The following is a 13,862-nucleotide window of genomic DNA, read 5'->3' as shown; positions in this document are numbered from 1 at the left end:
AGGCTGTATGTCGACGCCAAAACTCACTGTCGATTCGCTCAATGTGCGCTTCGTCAACGGCAAGAAAGAAATGCACGCGGTGCGTGACGTGTCCTTCACCCTGGGCCGGGAAAAGCTCGCCATCGTCGGCGAGTCGGGTTCGGGCAAGTCCACGGTCGGGCGCAGCCTGCTCAAGCTGCACCCGGCCAGCGCGCGGATCACCGCGAAGACCCTGCGCTTCGGCGATGTCGACCTGCTCGGCGCCAGCGAAAAGGCCATGCAGAAGATTCGCGGCCAGCGCATCTCGATGATCATGCAGGACCCCAAGTACTCGCTCAATCCGGTGGTCAGGGTCGGCGACCAGATCGCCGAGGCCTACCTGGCCCATCACAAGGCCAGCCGCCAGGAGGCGCGGGAGCGGGTCTTGCTGATGCTGGAGAAGGTGCATATCCGCGACCCGAAGCGGGTCTACGACCTGTACCCGCACGAGGTCAGCGGCGGCATGGGCCAGCGCATCATGATCGCCATGATGGTGATCACCAGCCCGGAAGTGATCATCGCCGACGAGCCCACCTCGGCCCTCGACGTCTCGGTGCGCCAGCAGGTGCTCAATGTCCTCGAAGAGCTGGTGGTGGAGCAGCAGATGGGGCTGATCTTCGTCAGCCACGACCTCAACCTGGTGCGCAACTACTGCGACCGGGTGCTGGTGATGTACGCCGGAAGGGTGGTCGAGTCCCTCGCCGCCTGCGACCTGCACCACGCCGAACACCCCTATACCCGTGGCCTGCTGGCGGCTCTGCCGAGCATGGACAACCGCCGTCCGCGCTTGCCGGTGCTGCAACGCGACCCGCTCTGGCTCACCTGCTGAGGAACCGACCATGTCCATGATCCAAGCCCAATCGTTGAACCTGAGCTTCGGCGTCGGCCCGGCGCTCAACCAGGTGCTGCATGACGTCAACCTGAGTGTCGAGGATGGCGAGTCGTTCGGCCTGGTGGGGGAGTCGGGTTCCGGCAAGACCACCGTGCTGCGCTGCCTGGCCGGGCAATACCGGCACTGGAGCGGGGCGCTGAGCATCGCCGGCGTGCCGTTGCAGCACACGATCCCCAAGGAGCACTTTCGCAAGGTGCAGATGGTCTTCCAGGACCCCTACGGTTCGCTGCATCCCCGGCACACCATCGACACCGCGTTGCGCGAGCCGCTGATCATCCATGGCCTGGACAACCGCGACGACCGGATCAACGACATCCTGCTCAAGGTCGGTCTCAACGACAGTTTCCGCTATCGCTACCCGCACCAGTTGTCCGGTGGTCAGCGCCAGCGCGTGGCCATTGCCCGTGCGCTGATCCTGGAACCGCGGGTGCTGCTGCTCGACGAACCGACCTCGGCCCTGGACGTGTCGGTGCAGGCGGAGATCCTCAACCTGCTGTCGGACCTGCGCCAGCGCGAGAAGCTCACCTACCTGATGGTCACTCACGACCTCGGCGTGGTCAGCCACCTGTGCGACAAGGTCGCGGTGATGCAGCACGGGCGCATCGTCGAGCGCCTGGACTGCCAGGGCCTGGGCCAGGACCTGGCGACCCACGAGTACACCCGCATGCTGGTCCAGGCCAGCCGTGATTTCAGTGCCGAGCCGTCGCGTGCGGCAGTCGTTTGAAAGGAGTCGCAGATGCCTCATTGTCTGATCGAATGTCCGGCGGCGCTGGCCAGCCGGGTAGGGGAACGGGTGTTGCTGGCGGCGGTGCATGACGCCATCGATGCCAGCGGTTTCTTCAAGCCGGGCGATATCAAGGTGCGCCTGGGTACGTTCGAGCACTACCGCTGCGGGGCCGGGGAGGACAATTTCGTCCATGTCACGCTCAACCTGCTGTCCGGGCGCAGCGTCGAGCAGCGCCGGGGCCTGGGTACCGCGACGATGGCGGTATTGGCGGACTTGCTGCCGGAAGTCGAAGCGCTATCCATGGATGTGCGGGAGATGGCTAGGGAGGTGTTCGTCAATCGAAAGAGCCTTGACCCCACACCTGTCGCGAGCTGAACACCAATCCCACATGACTCATTGATTTAGCTGGGACCTGTGGGAGCGGGTTTACCCGCGATTACGGTAGTGAATTCACCGACGTCATCGCGGGTAAACCCGCTCCCACAGGATCCGCGTACCGCCCATAAAAACAAGGAAGATAACGATGATGCGCCCCCTCGCCACCACCCTGGCCCTGACCTTCAGCCTGCCGCTCTGGGCCCTCGAAGCCCCGTCCAAACCCCAGGTCCCGACCCTGGCCTACGATGACCGGCAGATCATCCTGGTCTGGGAAAAGCCCGCCGACCACGCCGCCATCGTCGACTACCACGTCTACGCCAACGGCAAACTGCTCGGTGGCAGCAATGCCAACCACGATCAGGTCTCGCCGGCCAAGCCCTATATCGACCGCTTCTACGAGCAAGACACGCGCAACTTCCATCACCGCATCGCCCTGCACAGCTTCACGGCCAAGGGCCTGGAGCCGGATACCGAGTACCGCTTCACCGTGCGCTCGGTTGACCGCGATGGCAAGGAGTCGGCCGACAGCCCGCTGATCGTGCAGCGCACCACCGCCGTGCCAGCGTTGTTCGACGTGAAGCGCTACGGCGCCAAGGGCGACGGCAGCACCCTCGACACCGCCGCGATCCAGCGCGCCATCGATGCCTGCACCCCCGGCTGCAAGGTGCTCTTGCCCGCCGGCACCTACAAGAGCGGCGCGCTGTACCTGAAGAGCAACATGACCCTGGAGATCGCCAAGGGCGCGACTCTGCTCGGCTCCGAGCGCGCCGAGGATTATCCGCGCGACGGCTACATCCAGTACCCGTACTCGACCACCGTGCGCCCGGCCTCGCTGATCAACGCCTTGCCCCGCGATCCACGTGCCCATCAGGCCTTCGAGAACATCCGCATCGTCGGCCAGGGCACCATCGACGGCAACGGCTGGAAGCGCAACGCCGACGTGCTCGACGAGCGCGGCCAGCCGCTGCCGGTCTACCTGCCCAGCGACAACACCCGCTACATGCACGACGGTGTGCTGGCCAAGGCCCAGGTGGAACGGGCGGTGGCCGAAGGCATGAACGTCAAGGACGCCTACGGGCAGATGCGCTCGTCGCTGATCACCCTGCGCGATGTGAAGAACGTCTTCTACGGCGGTTTCACCGTGCTCAACCCGGCCTACCACGGGATCATGAACCTGGAGACGGAGAACGTGGTGCTGGCCAACACCACGCACAAGACCTTTGATGCCAACAACGGTGATGGCATCGAGTTCGCCAACAGCCGCAACGCCATGGTCTTCAACAACTTCTTCGACACCGGCGATGACTGCGTCAACTTCGCCGCCGGCACCGGTGCCGGGGCGGTGAAGCAGAAGCCCCAGGACGGCGCCTGGATCTTCAACAACTACTTCCGCAAGGGCCATGGCATGGTGGTCGCCGGCAGCCATACCGGCGCCTGGATCGAGAACATCCTCGCCGAGGACAACGTCTCCGATGGCACCGATGCCGGCCTGCGCATGAAGAGCACCAACTTCATGGGCGGTGGCGCGCGCAACGTGGTCTTCCGCGACTCGGCGATCCGCAACACGGTCAAGCAGGCGTTCATCTTCACCCTCGACTACAACGACCCGAACGCCAAGCTCGACTACGAGCGCTCGACCATCGCCGGGCAGTTCCGCGATATCCGCGTCAGCGACGTGAGCGTGGAAAATGCCGGGATGGCGGCCATCGAGGTCAAGGGTGACAGCCAGCACAACGCCTGGCACCAGGGGCTGGTGTTCGAGCGCGTGCGCTTCAGTGGCGAGGCCAAGGCCAAGGTCGACGGCCTGCGCGACTCGCGGTTCGACGGGGTGCGCTTCAGTGAAGCGGGTGCCAATCCCTGGCAGGTGCGCAACAGCCAGGGCCTGGCCTTCAGTGACGTGGACCCGGCGCCCTGAGCCGTTTCACTCGCCGTAGAACGCCTGGACCTTCTGGGCTTCGCGCAGGCGCATGCGGCTGTTGTTCAGGTGCAGGAACATCGCCGCCCGCGCCGCATCCACCTGGCGGCTGGCGATGGCATCGAAGATCTGCTGGTGCTCGACGTTGATCCCCGCCAGGTAGGTGCTGCGGTTGCTCTGCCCGGTGTAGGCGGAGTTCATCCGGGTGCGGGGGATCATCTTGGTGCCGAGGTTCTTCATGATGTCGATCAGGTAGCCGTTGCCGGACGCCTTGGCGATCTTGAGGTGGAACTGGAAGTCGGCATTGGTGGTGCTGCCGGACTTTTCCGGCCCCTGCATCAGGGCCTTCAAGGCCTGCTCCAGCTCTTCCAGCGCCTGTGGCGTCGCGCGTTCGGCGGCCATGCCGGCGGCCTGCACCTCCAGGCTCAGGCGAAACTCCAGCAGGTCGAGGACATCGCTGAGCAGGCTGATGGTCGGCGGGCCGACGTTGAACCCTTCCGGCGCCGGCATGTCGAGGACGAAGGTACCGACGCCGTGACGGGTCTCCACCAGCCCGGCTGCCTGCATCCGCGACAGCGCCTCGCGCACCACCGCGCGACTGACCCCTTCGGCGGCCATGATGCTGGCTTCGGTTGGCAGTTTTTCGCCGCGTTGCAATTCACCTGCACGCATGCGCTGGGCGAAGCGTTCGACCAGGGCTTCGGCGAGGCGACGGGGCTTGTTGGAGGCGAGGGTGGTGAGGTCCGACATGGGTACGCTCTTTGTTCGAATTGGCCGGCATTATAGTGCGTTTTGCCTTGAGGCTGCCGGTATACTGCCATCATCTTTTGCGTTCCAAAGGTCACCTTGCATGCAGCGCGCTTCCCCCGATCGACGCCCAAGCCTGGCCCAGCGACTGGTGCTTGAACTGTCGCAGAAAATCGTCTCCGGCGAATGGCCGGCGGGCAGCAAACTGCCCACTGAACAGGTGCTGACCGAGGCGCAGGGTGTCAGTCGCACCACGGTCCGCGAGGCGCTGTCACGCTTGCAGGCCGAAGGCCTGGTGGAAACCCGGCGTGGCATCGGCACCTTCGTGGTCGATACGGTCCGCCCGGGTAATGATCAGGACAGCACCCCGGAAAAAGGCACGGCCTGCGACGCCGTGGCCCTTATCGAATTGCGCCTGAGCCTGGAAGTCGAGGCCGCAGCGATTGCAGCGCAGCGCGCCACCCCGGCGCAATTGGCGGCCATGGGCGCCGCGCTGGCGGACGCTCCGGCGCCCGAAGCCTCGGTCAGCCAGGACTTCGCCTTCCACCTGCTGATCGCCCAGTGCACCGGCAACAGCTTTTTCATCGATGCCATGAGCCACCTCGGTACCACCTTGATGGGGGATGCCCAGCGTGCACTGCCGCGACTCAGTGAGGCGCAGCGGGGGCGCTGGCAGCACGAACGGGAGCAGATCCTCGCCTCGATCACCCGCAAGGACGCCGATGGCGCACGGGCGGCGATGCGCCTGCACCTGGTCAACTTGCTGCAGCACGCGCGCAGCGCCGTCGGGGCGCGAGACGCCTGAGGGGCGTCGACGCCCCCAGCCATTAAAAAAGCTGCCCCTCAGGCCCGGATTCCATCGTTTTTCAAGGGCTCCCGCCCTCCCTATAGTCCTCGCAGACCCGTCGAAACACGATGCGAGACAACACAATGAACAACGAGAAACAGGCCGGGATCGGCACCCGCGTGGTATGGGGCGGCGAACAGGTGGAGCACCCCTACAACGCCACCCAGACCCCCATCGTCGCCAGCGCCGCTTACGGCTACCGCGATATCGACGGCTGGTACGACGTGGCCCTGGGCAAGGAACCGGGCTTCATCTACAGCCGCATGAGCAACCCCACCGTTGCGGTGCTGGAAGACAAGCTGCGGGAGCTGGAGCAGGCCGAGTCGGCGGTGGCCTTCAGCACCGGCATGGCGGCCATCAGCGGTGTCCTGCACACCTTCCTCTGCCAGGGCAAGCGCGTGGTCTCGACCCGCGACAGCTACGGCGGCACCAACAAGATCTTCGAAGAGTTCCTGCCGCGCCAGGGCGTCGAGGTGACCCTGTGCGACACCCTCGACTGCGAGGCCGTCGAGCGGGAAATCGCCCGTGGCTGCGATGTGGTCTACCTGGAGACCCCGAGCAACCCGACCCTCAAGATCCTCGATATCCGCCGCCTGGTGGCTGCGGCCAAGCGGGTCGGCGCGCTGGTGGTGGCCGACAACACCTTCGCCACGCCGCTGAACCAGAACCCGCTGGCGCTGGGCGTCGACGTGGTGGTGCACAGCGCCACCAAGTTCCTCTCCGGCCACGGCGATGTGCTCGGCGGGGTGGTCTGCGGCGCGGAGTCGCTGATGGCCCAGGTACGTCACTACCGGGAAATCAACGGCGCTTCCCTCGATCCGTTTTCCGCCTACCTGATCATCCGCGGGATCAAGACCCTGGCCCTGCGCCTGCACCAGCAGCAGGCCAGCGCCCAGGCCATCGCCGAGTACCTGCGCGGCGAGCCGCTGGTGGAATCGGTCAACTACCCCGGCCTGCCGGAGCATCCCGGCCACATCATCGCCCGCTCGCAGATGCGCGGCTTCGGCGCCATCGTCAGCTTCGTCCTGCGCGGCGGCATGGACACCGTGGTCAGGCTGCTGCCGCTGCTGCGCTACGCCCACCGTGCCGGCAACCTTGGCGCGGTGGAAACCATCTACGGGCCGGCACGGACCACCAGCCATGTGGAAAACACCCTGGAAGAACGCCAGGCCCTGGGCATTTCCGAAGGCCTGGTGCGGATCTCCGTGGGTATCGAGGACACCGCCGACCTGCTCGATGACCTGCGACAGGCCTTCGCAGCGCTGGCGGATGCAGCAACAGACAAGGTGCACGGACAGCACCTCGAAGTCTCCGCCTGAAAAGGGGGCCCGGATGCCGGGCCGCCCCGTCATGAAAACCACAACAAGAACAATCCTTGGCACATCGCTTTCCACTGCCCGTTGCCAATCCCTTCATGAGAATCCACACATGTCCATCCAGAACGCGCCGGATACCCCGGCGGGCTACAAGAAAGAAATGCACACCCGGCACATCGTCATGCTCGCCCTCGGCGGCGTGATCGGCACCGGCCTGTTCCTCACTTCCGGCTACACGGTCAACCAGGCCGGGCCGCTGGGCGCGGTGATCGCCTACATGGTCGGCGCGGTGATGGTCTACCTGGTGATGGTCTGCCTCGGCGAACTGGCGGTGCAGATGCCGGAAACCGGCTCCTTCAGCAGCTACGCCACCCGCTATCTCGGTCCCGGCACCGGCTACACCGTGGCCTGGCTGTACTGGCTGACCTGGGCGGTGGCCATCGGCTCGGAATTCACCGCGGCGGGCATCCTCATGGTGCGCTGGTTCCCCGATACGCCGGTGTGGATCTGGAGTGCGCTGTTCGCTGTCACCGTGTTCACCAGCAACGTGGTGTCGGTGCGGCTGTTCGCCGAAACCGAGTTCTGGCTGTCGCTGATCAAGGTGCTGACCGTGATCGCCTTCATCGTCATCGGCGGCGGGGCCATCTGCGGGCTGTTCGACGTCAAGCACGTGCAGGGCATCGGCTTGTCCAACTTCACCCGTGAAGGCCTGTTCCCCACCGGCCTGCTACCGATCGCCATGACCTTGCTGGCGGTGTCCTTCGCCTTCTCCGGCACCGAGCTGATCGGCATCGCCGCCGGCGAGGCGAAAGACCCGCAGGAAAGCGTGCCCAAGGCCATCCGCACCACGGTGATCCGCCTGGCGCTGTTCTTCGTCGGCACCATCTTCGTCCTCGCCACCCTGTTGCCCCGGGAGCAGGCCGGCCTGGTGGAAAGCCCGTTCGTCATGGCCTTCGACCTGATCGGCATCCCGTACTCGGCCGACATCATGAACTTCGTGATCCTCACCGCGCTGCTCTCGGCGGCCAACTCCGGCTTGTACGCGGCGTCGCGGATGCTCTGGACCCTGAGCGACCAGGGGCACATGCCGCAATGCTTCGGCCGCCTGTCCAAGCGCGGCACGCCGGTCAACGCCATCATCCTCAGCATGGCCGGCGCCGCCGCGTCCCTGCTCAGTAGCGTGCTGGCGCCGGACACGGTGTACCTGGCCCTGGTGTCGATTTCCGGGCTGGCGGTAGTGGTGGTGTGGATGAGCATCGCCGCCAGCCAGATCGCCTTCCGCCGCCACTACGTGGCCAATGGCGGACGGGTCGAGGACCTGCACTTCCGCGTGCGCGGCTACCCCTGGGTGCCACTAGGGGCGATCGCCTGCTGCGTGCTGGCCTGCGTCGGCATCGCCTTCGACCCCGAGCAGCGCGTGGCCCTGTACTTCGGCCTGCCGTTCATTGCCTGGTGCTACTTCGTCTACTGGGTCACCCGCAAGCAGCGCGCCCAGCGCCTGGCGGCCATGGCACCCGGGGTTGGCGCGGCCTGAGGGTTCCGGTCCATGATGGATGGATTCCCCTGTGCCCGAGGTCGTGTCGATGAAACAGAAATCCCTGCCACCGCTGAACTGGCTGCGCTCGTTCGAGGTGTCGGCACGTGCCTTGAGCTTTACCCATGCGGCGGACGAACTGCACCTGACCCAGGGTGCGGTCAGCCAGCAGATCCGCCAGCTGGAAAGCCACCTCGGCGTGGCCCTGTTCAAGCGCCTGCCCCGGGGGCTGGCGCTGACCGAGGAAGGCCAGTCGTACCTGCCGGTGGTACAGGACGCCATCAGCCGCCTGGCGGTGGGCACCAACGAGATCTTCGGCCAGCACAAGCGCCGGCCGGTGAAGGTGCGCGGCAGCCTGTCGTTCCTGCAGTACTGGCTGGCGCCGCGCCTGGCGGAGTTCTGTCGCGAATATCCGCAGATCGACATTCGCTACATCAGCAACCTGTGGGTCAAGGAGCCGGACGGCGAGGACGACCTGGAAGTGCGCTGGGGCAATGGCGAATGGAGCGGCCTGCACGCCTGGCGCCTGACCTGGGACGTGCTGCTGCCGGTGTGCGCCCCGGCGCTGCTGGCCCGCTCGCCGCTGCGCGAACCCCGCGACCTGCGCCATCACCCGTTGTTGCACGTGCTCGGCTACGAGGAAGGCTGGGGCTATTGGCTGGAGCGGGTCGGCGCAGACGATGTCGATTACTCCCGCGGCCTGCAGTTCGACACCCTGATCTCGACCCTGCGCATGGCCGAGCTGGGGCAGGGCGTGGCCCTGGCCCGTTCCTCGGTGGTCGAGGACCTGCTGGCCAGCGGGCAACTGGTGGCGCCGTTCAGCCAGCGCATCGAGGCCAGCGAATCGTTCTACCTGGTGCGCGAGCAGGGGCGGCCCTTGCCGCCCGATGCCGCGCTGTTTTCCGACTGGCTGGTGGCCCAGGCGCACCGGCCGGTGTAATCCGTTCTGGAGTTTCCCCATGCATTACCTGAGCACCCGCAACGGCGCGGGCCCGGTGGATTTTCGCGATGTCGTGCTGTCCGGCCCGGCCAGTGACGGCGGGCTGCATGTGCCCGCATCCCTGCCGTCGATCAGCCCGGAAGCCATCGCCAGCTGGTCGTGGCTGCCGTTCGACGAACTGGTCTGGCGCGTCGTCTCGCCCTTCGTCGGCGATGCCCTCGACGAGCAGACCCTGCGCCGGCTGCTCAGCGACAGCTACAAGGACTTCGGCCACCGCGCCATCACGCCGCTGCAGCAGATCGGCCATAACGAGTGGATCCTGCAACTGTTCCACGGCCCGACCCGCACCTCGAAGGATTTCGCCGCGCAATTGCAGGCAAGGCTGGTGCAGCATTTCCTGGGCGAGTCCGGCGGCGAGGCGTTGGTGGTTGGTGCCACTAACGGCGATACCGGCGTGGCGGCGATCGAGGCCTTCGCCGATTGCCCGAACGTGCGTCTGGCGGTGCTCTATCCTCGCGACGGCGTGCCGGCGGATCGCCTGGCCGCATTGCAGGCCGCGGACCCGCAGCGTGTGCAACTGTTCCCCCTGGATGGCAGTTTCGACGACTGCCAGACCCTGGTCGCCCGGCTGTTCCGTGCCTGGCCGCTGGAAGGGGTGATCCCGGTGTGTTTCAACTCCAGCAACTGGGTCGGCGTGCTGGCGCAGATCGTTTTCTACTTCCACGCGGCCCTGCAGTTGGGCGGCGGCACGAGGCCGGTGGGCTTCAGCGTGCCGGCGGCGAGCTTCGCCGAAATCTATGCCGGCTTCGTCGCGCAGAAGATGGGGCTGCCGATCAACCAGGTGATCGTCTCCACCAACAGCAACGATGCCTTGCACCGCTTTCTCCATCGCAACCGCTATGCGCCCCATGCCAGCCAGCGCACCCTGTCGCCGGCCATGGACTTCTCGCTGTATTCCAATCTGGAGCGCTTTATCTGGGAACTGTACGGCCGCGATGGCGAGTGCGTGAAGGCGCTGATGGCGCAGTTCGAGGCCAGCGGCGAACTGAGCATCGGCAATGCGCAGTGGCTGCAGGCGCGGGTGCTGTTCGACTCCTATGCGGTGGACGAAGCCGATGTGCGCCGCGAGGTGGTACGGCTGAAAGCCGAGACTGGCTTGGTGGTCGATCCACACACGGCGGTTGGCGCCCTGGCCGGGCGCCTGCATCGGCGCAGCCTGGGGGCGCCGATGGTGACCCTGGGGCAGATCGCCCCGGAAAAGTCCGCGGGTGTCCTGCTTGAGCTGGGTGTCTGGGAGGCCGACTGCACCGCGTCACCTGCCGTGCCCGACGACATGCCCGCACTGGCCCGGGACGATCTCGACGGCTTGTGCCGGGCGCTGCGCGCGGTGTCGCCATGAAGCGCATTCTCGATCCGCTGGACGAGCGCATCCTCGCCGAGCTGACGGCCAATGCGCGGATCGCCCACGCCGAGCTGGGGGCCAAGGTCAACCTGTCGCGCAATGCGGTGCGCCAGCGTATCGAGCGTCTGGAGCGCGATGGGGCGATCCAGGGCTACACGGTGCGGCTGGGTGATTCGCGGCGGCCGTCGTCGCTGATCAGCGCGGTGATCTTTGTCTACCGCCATGACCGCATGCGCGGGGACGATGTGCTGGCGACCTTGCGAGGGATTCCCGAGGTGGTGCAGTGCGAGGTGCTCAGTGGCGAGTTCGACCTGATGCTGCGGGTCGATGCTGCGACGCCGGAGCGGGTGCATGGGGTGTGGAAGGAGATCGCGGGGATGCCGGGGGTGGAGAATACCCTGACGTCGTTCGTGTTGTCGGCGGTGTTCTAGATCATTGGTTCAGCGCGGACTTGTGGGAGCGGGTTTACCGGATCGCCGGACCGCCGCGATGGCGGCAGTGAATTCACCATCGCAATCGCGGGTGAACCCGCTCCCACAGGTACGGTGGCGATCTCAAGTCCTGGGCATTGTGCCCAACAAATACAGCATTCTGCCGTATTCAACTGCCCACCCCCGCCTCTTACGCTGAGCCCATCGAACAACAGCAAAGAGGAATGCCTTCGTGACCGACTACAAGATCGCCCTGGTGGGCTTTGGCGGCGTGAACCGTGGACTGGCGCAACTGATCGCCGAGCGCAATGCGCAGTGGCGCGCAACCCTGGGCTTCGGCCTGACCATCGTCGGCGTTACCGACCTGTTCCTTGGCTCGGTGGTCAACCGCGCCGGCCTCGACGCCGCCGAACTGGTGGCTCTGCCCGCCGAGAAGGGCGCCCTGGCCAGGATCGCCGGCGGCACCGCCGAGGCCTTCAACGAAACCGTGATCAAGCAGTCCGGCGCCGACATCATCGCCGAAGCCACCTTTACCAACCCGGTGGACGGCGAGCCGGCCGCCACCTTCTGCCGCTGGGCCCTGGAAAGCGGCATCCATGTGGTCACTACCAACAAGGGCCCGATTGCCCTGCACGGCGCCGAACTCAAGGCCCTGGCCCGCCAGCGCGGCGTGGCCTTCGAGTACGAGGGCGCGGTGATGAGCGGCACCCCGGTGATCCGCCTGGCTCGCCAGGCGTTGGCCGGCTCTGGCATCCAGGGCTTCGAGGGCATCCTCAACGGCACCTCCAACTACGTGCTGACCCGCATGAAGCAAGGCCTGTCCTTCGCCGATGCTGTCGCCGAAGCGCAGCAACTGGGTTACGCCGAAGCCGACCCGACCGCCGACGTGGAAGGGCACGACGTGCGTCTCAAGGTGGTGATCCTGGCCAATGAACTGCTGGACGCGAGGCTGAAGGTGAGCGACGTGACCTGCTCGGGCATCAGCAGCATCAGCGCTGCGGATATCGCCAAGGCCGAGGCCACCGGCCAGTGCTGGAAACTGATCGGCGCCGCACGCAAGGCTGCCGATGGCTCGGTCGAGGCCAGCGTGGAAGCGCGCCTGCTGCCGCTGGCACACCCTCTCGCCGGAATTTGCGGGGCGATCAACGCGGTCTCGTTCAACACCGAGCTGCTCGGCGCCGTCACTGTCTCGGGACCGGGTGCCGGCCGTGTGGAAACCGCGTTCGCCCTGCTGTCCGACATCATCGCCCTGCACAACGCCGGCAAACGCTGAGGAGACCGTCATGACCCTGTCCCTGATGACCTTGCAGACCTCCACGCCGACCCATATCGAGGTATTCAACCCGTTCGACGGCCGCCTGGTCGGCCGCGTGCCGTGCCAGGGCGCGGCGGATATGCCCGCGCTGGCACAGCGTGCCCGCGCCGGCGTGATCGAGAGTGCGGCGATGCCGCGCCATCGTCGCGCGCGGATTCTCGAAGACGCCGCGCGGCGCGTGGAAGCCGAGGCCGAGGCGTTCGCCGGGCTGATCGTCGCCGAGGCGGGCAAGACTCTGCGCCAGGCGGAAAAGGAGGTGAAGCGCTGCGTCAACACGCTGAAACTGTCTGCCGAGGAAGCCCGGCGCAATGCCGGCGAGGTGGTGCCCTTCGATGCCTACGAGGGCTCGGAAAGCCGGCAGGGCTGGTTCAGCCGTGAGCCGCTGGGCCTGATCGTGGCGATCACGCCGTACAATGACCCGCTGAACCTGGTCGCGCACAAGCTGGGCCCGGCCATCGCCGGTGGCAACGCGGTGATCCTCAAACCCTCGGAGCTGGCGCCGCTGTCGGCGTTGAAACTGGTGGATTGCCTGCGGGACGCGGGACTACCGGAAAACGTAGTGACCACCGCCACTGGCGGCATCGAACTGGGCCAGGCGCTGGTGGAACTGCGTGACGCACGGATGATTTCCTTCACCGGCGGATTCGCCACCGGCGAGGCCATCGCCCGCACAGCCGGCCTGAAGAAGCTGGCCATGGACCTGGGCGGCAATGCCCCCGTGCTGGTGCTGGCCGACTGCGACCTGCTGCCTACCGTGGAGTCCTGTGTTTCGGGGGCGTTCTGGGCGGCGGGGCAGAATTGCATCGGTACCCAGCGCATCCTGGTGCAACGGGAGATCTACAGGGAGTTCCGCGAGCACTTCGTCGCGGCGACCCAGGCCTTGCTGGCGGGGGACCCGGCGCGGCGTGAGACGGATGTCGGGCCCATGGTCACGGAACAGGCCGCACGGCGTACCGAACAACGGGTTCAGGAGGCGCTGGATGAAGGCGCGACCTTGCTCTGCGGCCATCGCCGACAAGGCTCGCTGTACGCACCCACCGTACTGGAGGACGTCAGCCATGGCAGCCAGCTGTGGCAGCAGGAAGTGTTCGCCCCGGTGGTGATCCTGGAGCCGTTCGACGACCTGGAGGACGCAATCACCCTGGCCAACGCCCCGGAATACAGCCTGCACGCCGGCCTGTTCACCCGCGACCTGGGCACCGCCCTGAAACTGGCGCGGCGCCTGGAGGCGGGTGGGGTGATGATCAATGACTCGTCCGACTACCGCTTCGATGCCATGCCTTTCGGTGGCTTCAAGTACGGCAGCCTGGGACGGGAAGGGGTGCGCTTCGCCTATGAGGAAATGACCCAGCCCAAGGTGGTGTGCCTGAACGAGCCGGGTCAGTGAGGGCAGATCTCTC

Annotated in this window: 13 protein-coding genes; 12 read left to right on the top strand and 1 reads right to left on the bottom strand. The window is 66.2% G+C overall.

All coding sequences use genetic code 11. The features are described from left to right. Nucleotides 1–7: 7 nt before the first annotated feature. From AC5QPF_RS20075 to AC5QPF_RS20060, 4 genes are all read left to right on the top strand, one after another. Nucleotides 8–847: an ATP-binding cassette domain-containing protein gene (locus tag AC5QPF_RS20075; RefSeq protein WP_494959555.1), complete on the top strand. Its 840-nt coding sequence runs from the start codon at nt 8–10 to the stop codon at nt 845–847. Between the two features lie 10 nt (nt 848–857). Continuing rightward, nucleotides 858–1,634: an ATP-binding cassette domain-containing protein gene (locus AC5QPF_RS20070; RefSeq protein WP_494959554.1), complete on the top strand. Its 777-nt coding sequence runs from the start codon at nt 858–860 to the stop codon at nt 1,632–1,634. A 12-nt stretch (nt 1,635–1,646) separates the two neighbouring features. Then, nucleotides 1,647–2,012 (top strand): 5-carboxymethyl-2-hydroxymuconate Delta-isomerase, encoded by a 366-nt coding sequence (locus AC5QPF_RS20065; RefSeq protein WP_494959553.1) that lies wholly within the window; start codon nt 1,647–1,649, stop codon nt 2,010–2,012. A 148-nt stretch (nt 2,013–2,160) separates the two neighbouring features. Then, on the top strand, nt 2,161–3,930 hold the full coding sequence (locus AC5QPF_RS20060; protein WP_494959552.1) for a glycosyl hydrolase family 28 protein: 1,770 nt from the start codon (nt 2,161–2,163) through the stop codon (nt 3,928–3,930). Between the two features lie 6 nt (nt 3,931–3,936). Here AC5QPF_RS20060 and AC5QPF_RS20055 read toward each other — a convergent pair whose 3' ends face one another. Further along, nucleotides 3,937–4,680, bottom strand: coding sequence for an FCD domain-containing protein (locus AC5QPF_RS20055; RefSeq protein ID WP_494959551.1), 744 nt, complete (start codon nt 4,678–4,680; stop codon nt 3,937–3,939). 100 nt (nt 4,681–4,780) lie between these two features. Between AC5QPF_RS20055 and AC5QPF_RS20050 the strand changes: the two genes are divergently transcribed. The 8 genes from AC5QPF_RS20050 to AC5QPF_RS20015 all read left to right on the top strand — a co-directional run bounded on the left by AC5QPF_RS20050 (nt 4,781) and on the right by AC5QPF_RS20015 (nt 13,849). Next, complete coding sequence (locus AC5QPF_RS20050; RefSeq protein ID WP_494959550.1) at nt 4,781–5,482, top strand: GntR family transcriptional regulator; 702 nt, start codon at nt 4,781–4,783, stop codon at nt 5,480–5,482. Between the two features lie 125 nt (nt 5,483–5,607). Continuing rightward, the gene (locus tag AC5QPF_RS20045; RefSeq protein ID WP_494959549.1) at nt 5,608–6,843 is read left to right on the top strand and encodes a cystathionine gamma-synthase family protein; all 1,236 of its coding nucleotides are present in this window, start codon (nt 5,608–5,610) and stop codon (nt 6,841–6,843) included. A gap of 109 nt (nt 6,844–6,952) precedes the next feature. Continuing rightward, entirely contained in the window at nt 6,953–8,374 is a 1,422-nt protein-coding gene (locus AC5QPF_RS20040) for an amino acid permease (RefSeq protein WP_494959548.1), read from the top strand. A gap of 49 nt (nt 8,375–8,423) precedes the next feature. Next, nucleotides 8,424–9,314, top strand: a complete 891-nt coding sequence (locus tag AC5QPF_RS20035; RefSeq protein ID WP_494959547.1) for a LysR substrate-binding domain-containing protein — start codon at nt 8,424–8,426, stop codon at nt 9,312–9,314. Between the two features lie 19 nt (nt 9,315–9,333). Then, on the top strand, nt 9,334–10,713 hold the full coding sequence (thrC, locus tag AC5QPF_RS20030; RefSeq protein WP_494959546.1) for a threonine synthase: 1,380 nt from the start codon (nt 9,334–9,336) through the stop codon (nt 10,711–10,713). Next, nucleotides 10,710–11,147 (top strand): Lrp/AsnC ligand binding domain-containing protein, encoded by a 438-nt coding sequence (locus AC5QPF_RS20025; protein WP_494959545.1) that lies wholly within the window; start codon nt 10,710–10,712, stop codon nt 11,145–11,147. Before thrC ends, AC5QPF_RS20025 begins: the two co-directional genes overlap by 4 nt. A 232-nt stretch (nt 11,148–11,379) precedes the next feature. Further along, nucleotides 11,380–12,420 (top strand): homoserine dehydrogenase, encoded by a 1,041-nt coding sequence (locus tag AC5QPF_RS20020; RefSeq protein ID WP_494959544.1) that lies wholly within the window; start codon nt 11,380–11,382, stop codon nt 12,418–12,420. 10 nt (nt 12,421–12,430) lie between these two features. After that, on the top strand, nt 12,431–13,849 hold the full coding sequence (locus AC5QPF_RS20015; RefSeq protein ID WP_494959543.1) for an aldehyde dehydrogenase family protein: 1,419 nt from the start codon (nt 12,431–12,433) through the stop codon (nt 13,847–13,849). Nucleotides 13,850–13,862: the final 13 nt, after the last annotated feature.

Source organism: Pseudomonas sp. Con_6, assembly GCF_059379395.1.
This window is presented reverse-complemented; position numbering and strand designations above follow the sequence as displayed.

Coding starts and splice junctions, on each gene's coding strand:
- AC5QPF_RS20075 (WP_494959555.1), top strand. CDS start 8: ATGTCGACGCCAAAACTCACTGTCGATTCGCTCAATGTGCGCTTCGTC.
- AC5QPF_RS20070 (WP_494959554.1), top strand. CDS start 858: ATGTCCATGATCCAAGCCCAATCGTTGAACCTGAGCTTCGGCGTCGGC.
- AC5QPF_RS20065 (WP_494959553.1), top strand. CDS start 1,647: ATGCCTCATTGTCTGATCGAATGTCCGGCGGCGCTGGCCAGCCGGGTA.
- AC5QPF_RS20060 (WP_494959552.1), top strand. CDS start 2,161: ATGATGCGCCCCCTCGCCACCACCCTGGCCCTGACCTTCAGCCTGCCG.
- AC5QPF_RS20055 (WP_494959551.1), bottom strand. CDS start 4,680: ATGTCGGACCTCACCACCCTCGCCTCCAACAAGCCCCGTCGCCTCGCC.
- AC5QPF_RS20050 (WP_494959550.1), top strand. CDS start 4,781: ATGCAGCGCGCTTCCCCCGATCGACGCCCAAGCCTGGCCCAGCGACTG.
- AC5QPF_RS20045 (WP_494959549.1), top strand. CDS start 5,608: ATGAACAACGAGAAACAGGCCGGGATCGGCACCCGCGTGGTATGGGGC.
- AC5QPF_RS20040 (WP_494959548.1), top strand. CDS start 6,953: ATGTCCATCCAGAACGCGCCGGATACCCCGGCGGGCTACAAGAAAGAA.
- AC5QPF_RS20035 (WP_494959547.1), top strand. CDS start 8,424: ATGAAACAGAAATCCCTGCCACCGCTGAACTGGCTGCGCTCGTTCGAG.
- thrC (WP_494959546.1), top strand. CDS start 9,334: ATGCATTACCTGAGCACCCGCAACGGCGCGGGCCCGGTGGATTTTCGC.
- AC5QPF_RS20025 (WP_494959545.1), top strand. CDS start 10,710: ATGAAGCGCATTCTCGATCCGCTGGACGAGCGCATCCTCGCCGAGCTG.
- AC5QPF_RS20015 (WP_494959543.1), top strand. CDS start 12,431: ATGACCCTGTCCCTGATGACCTTGCAGACCTCCACGCCGACCCATATC.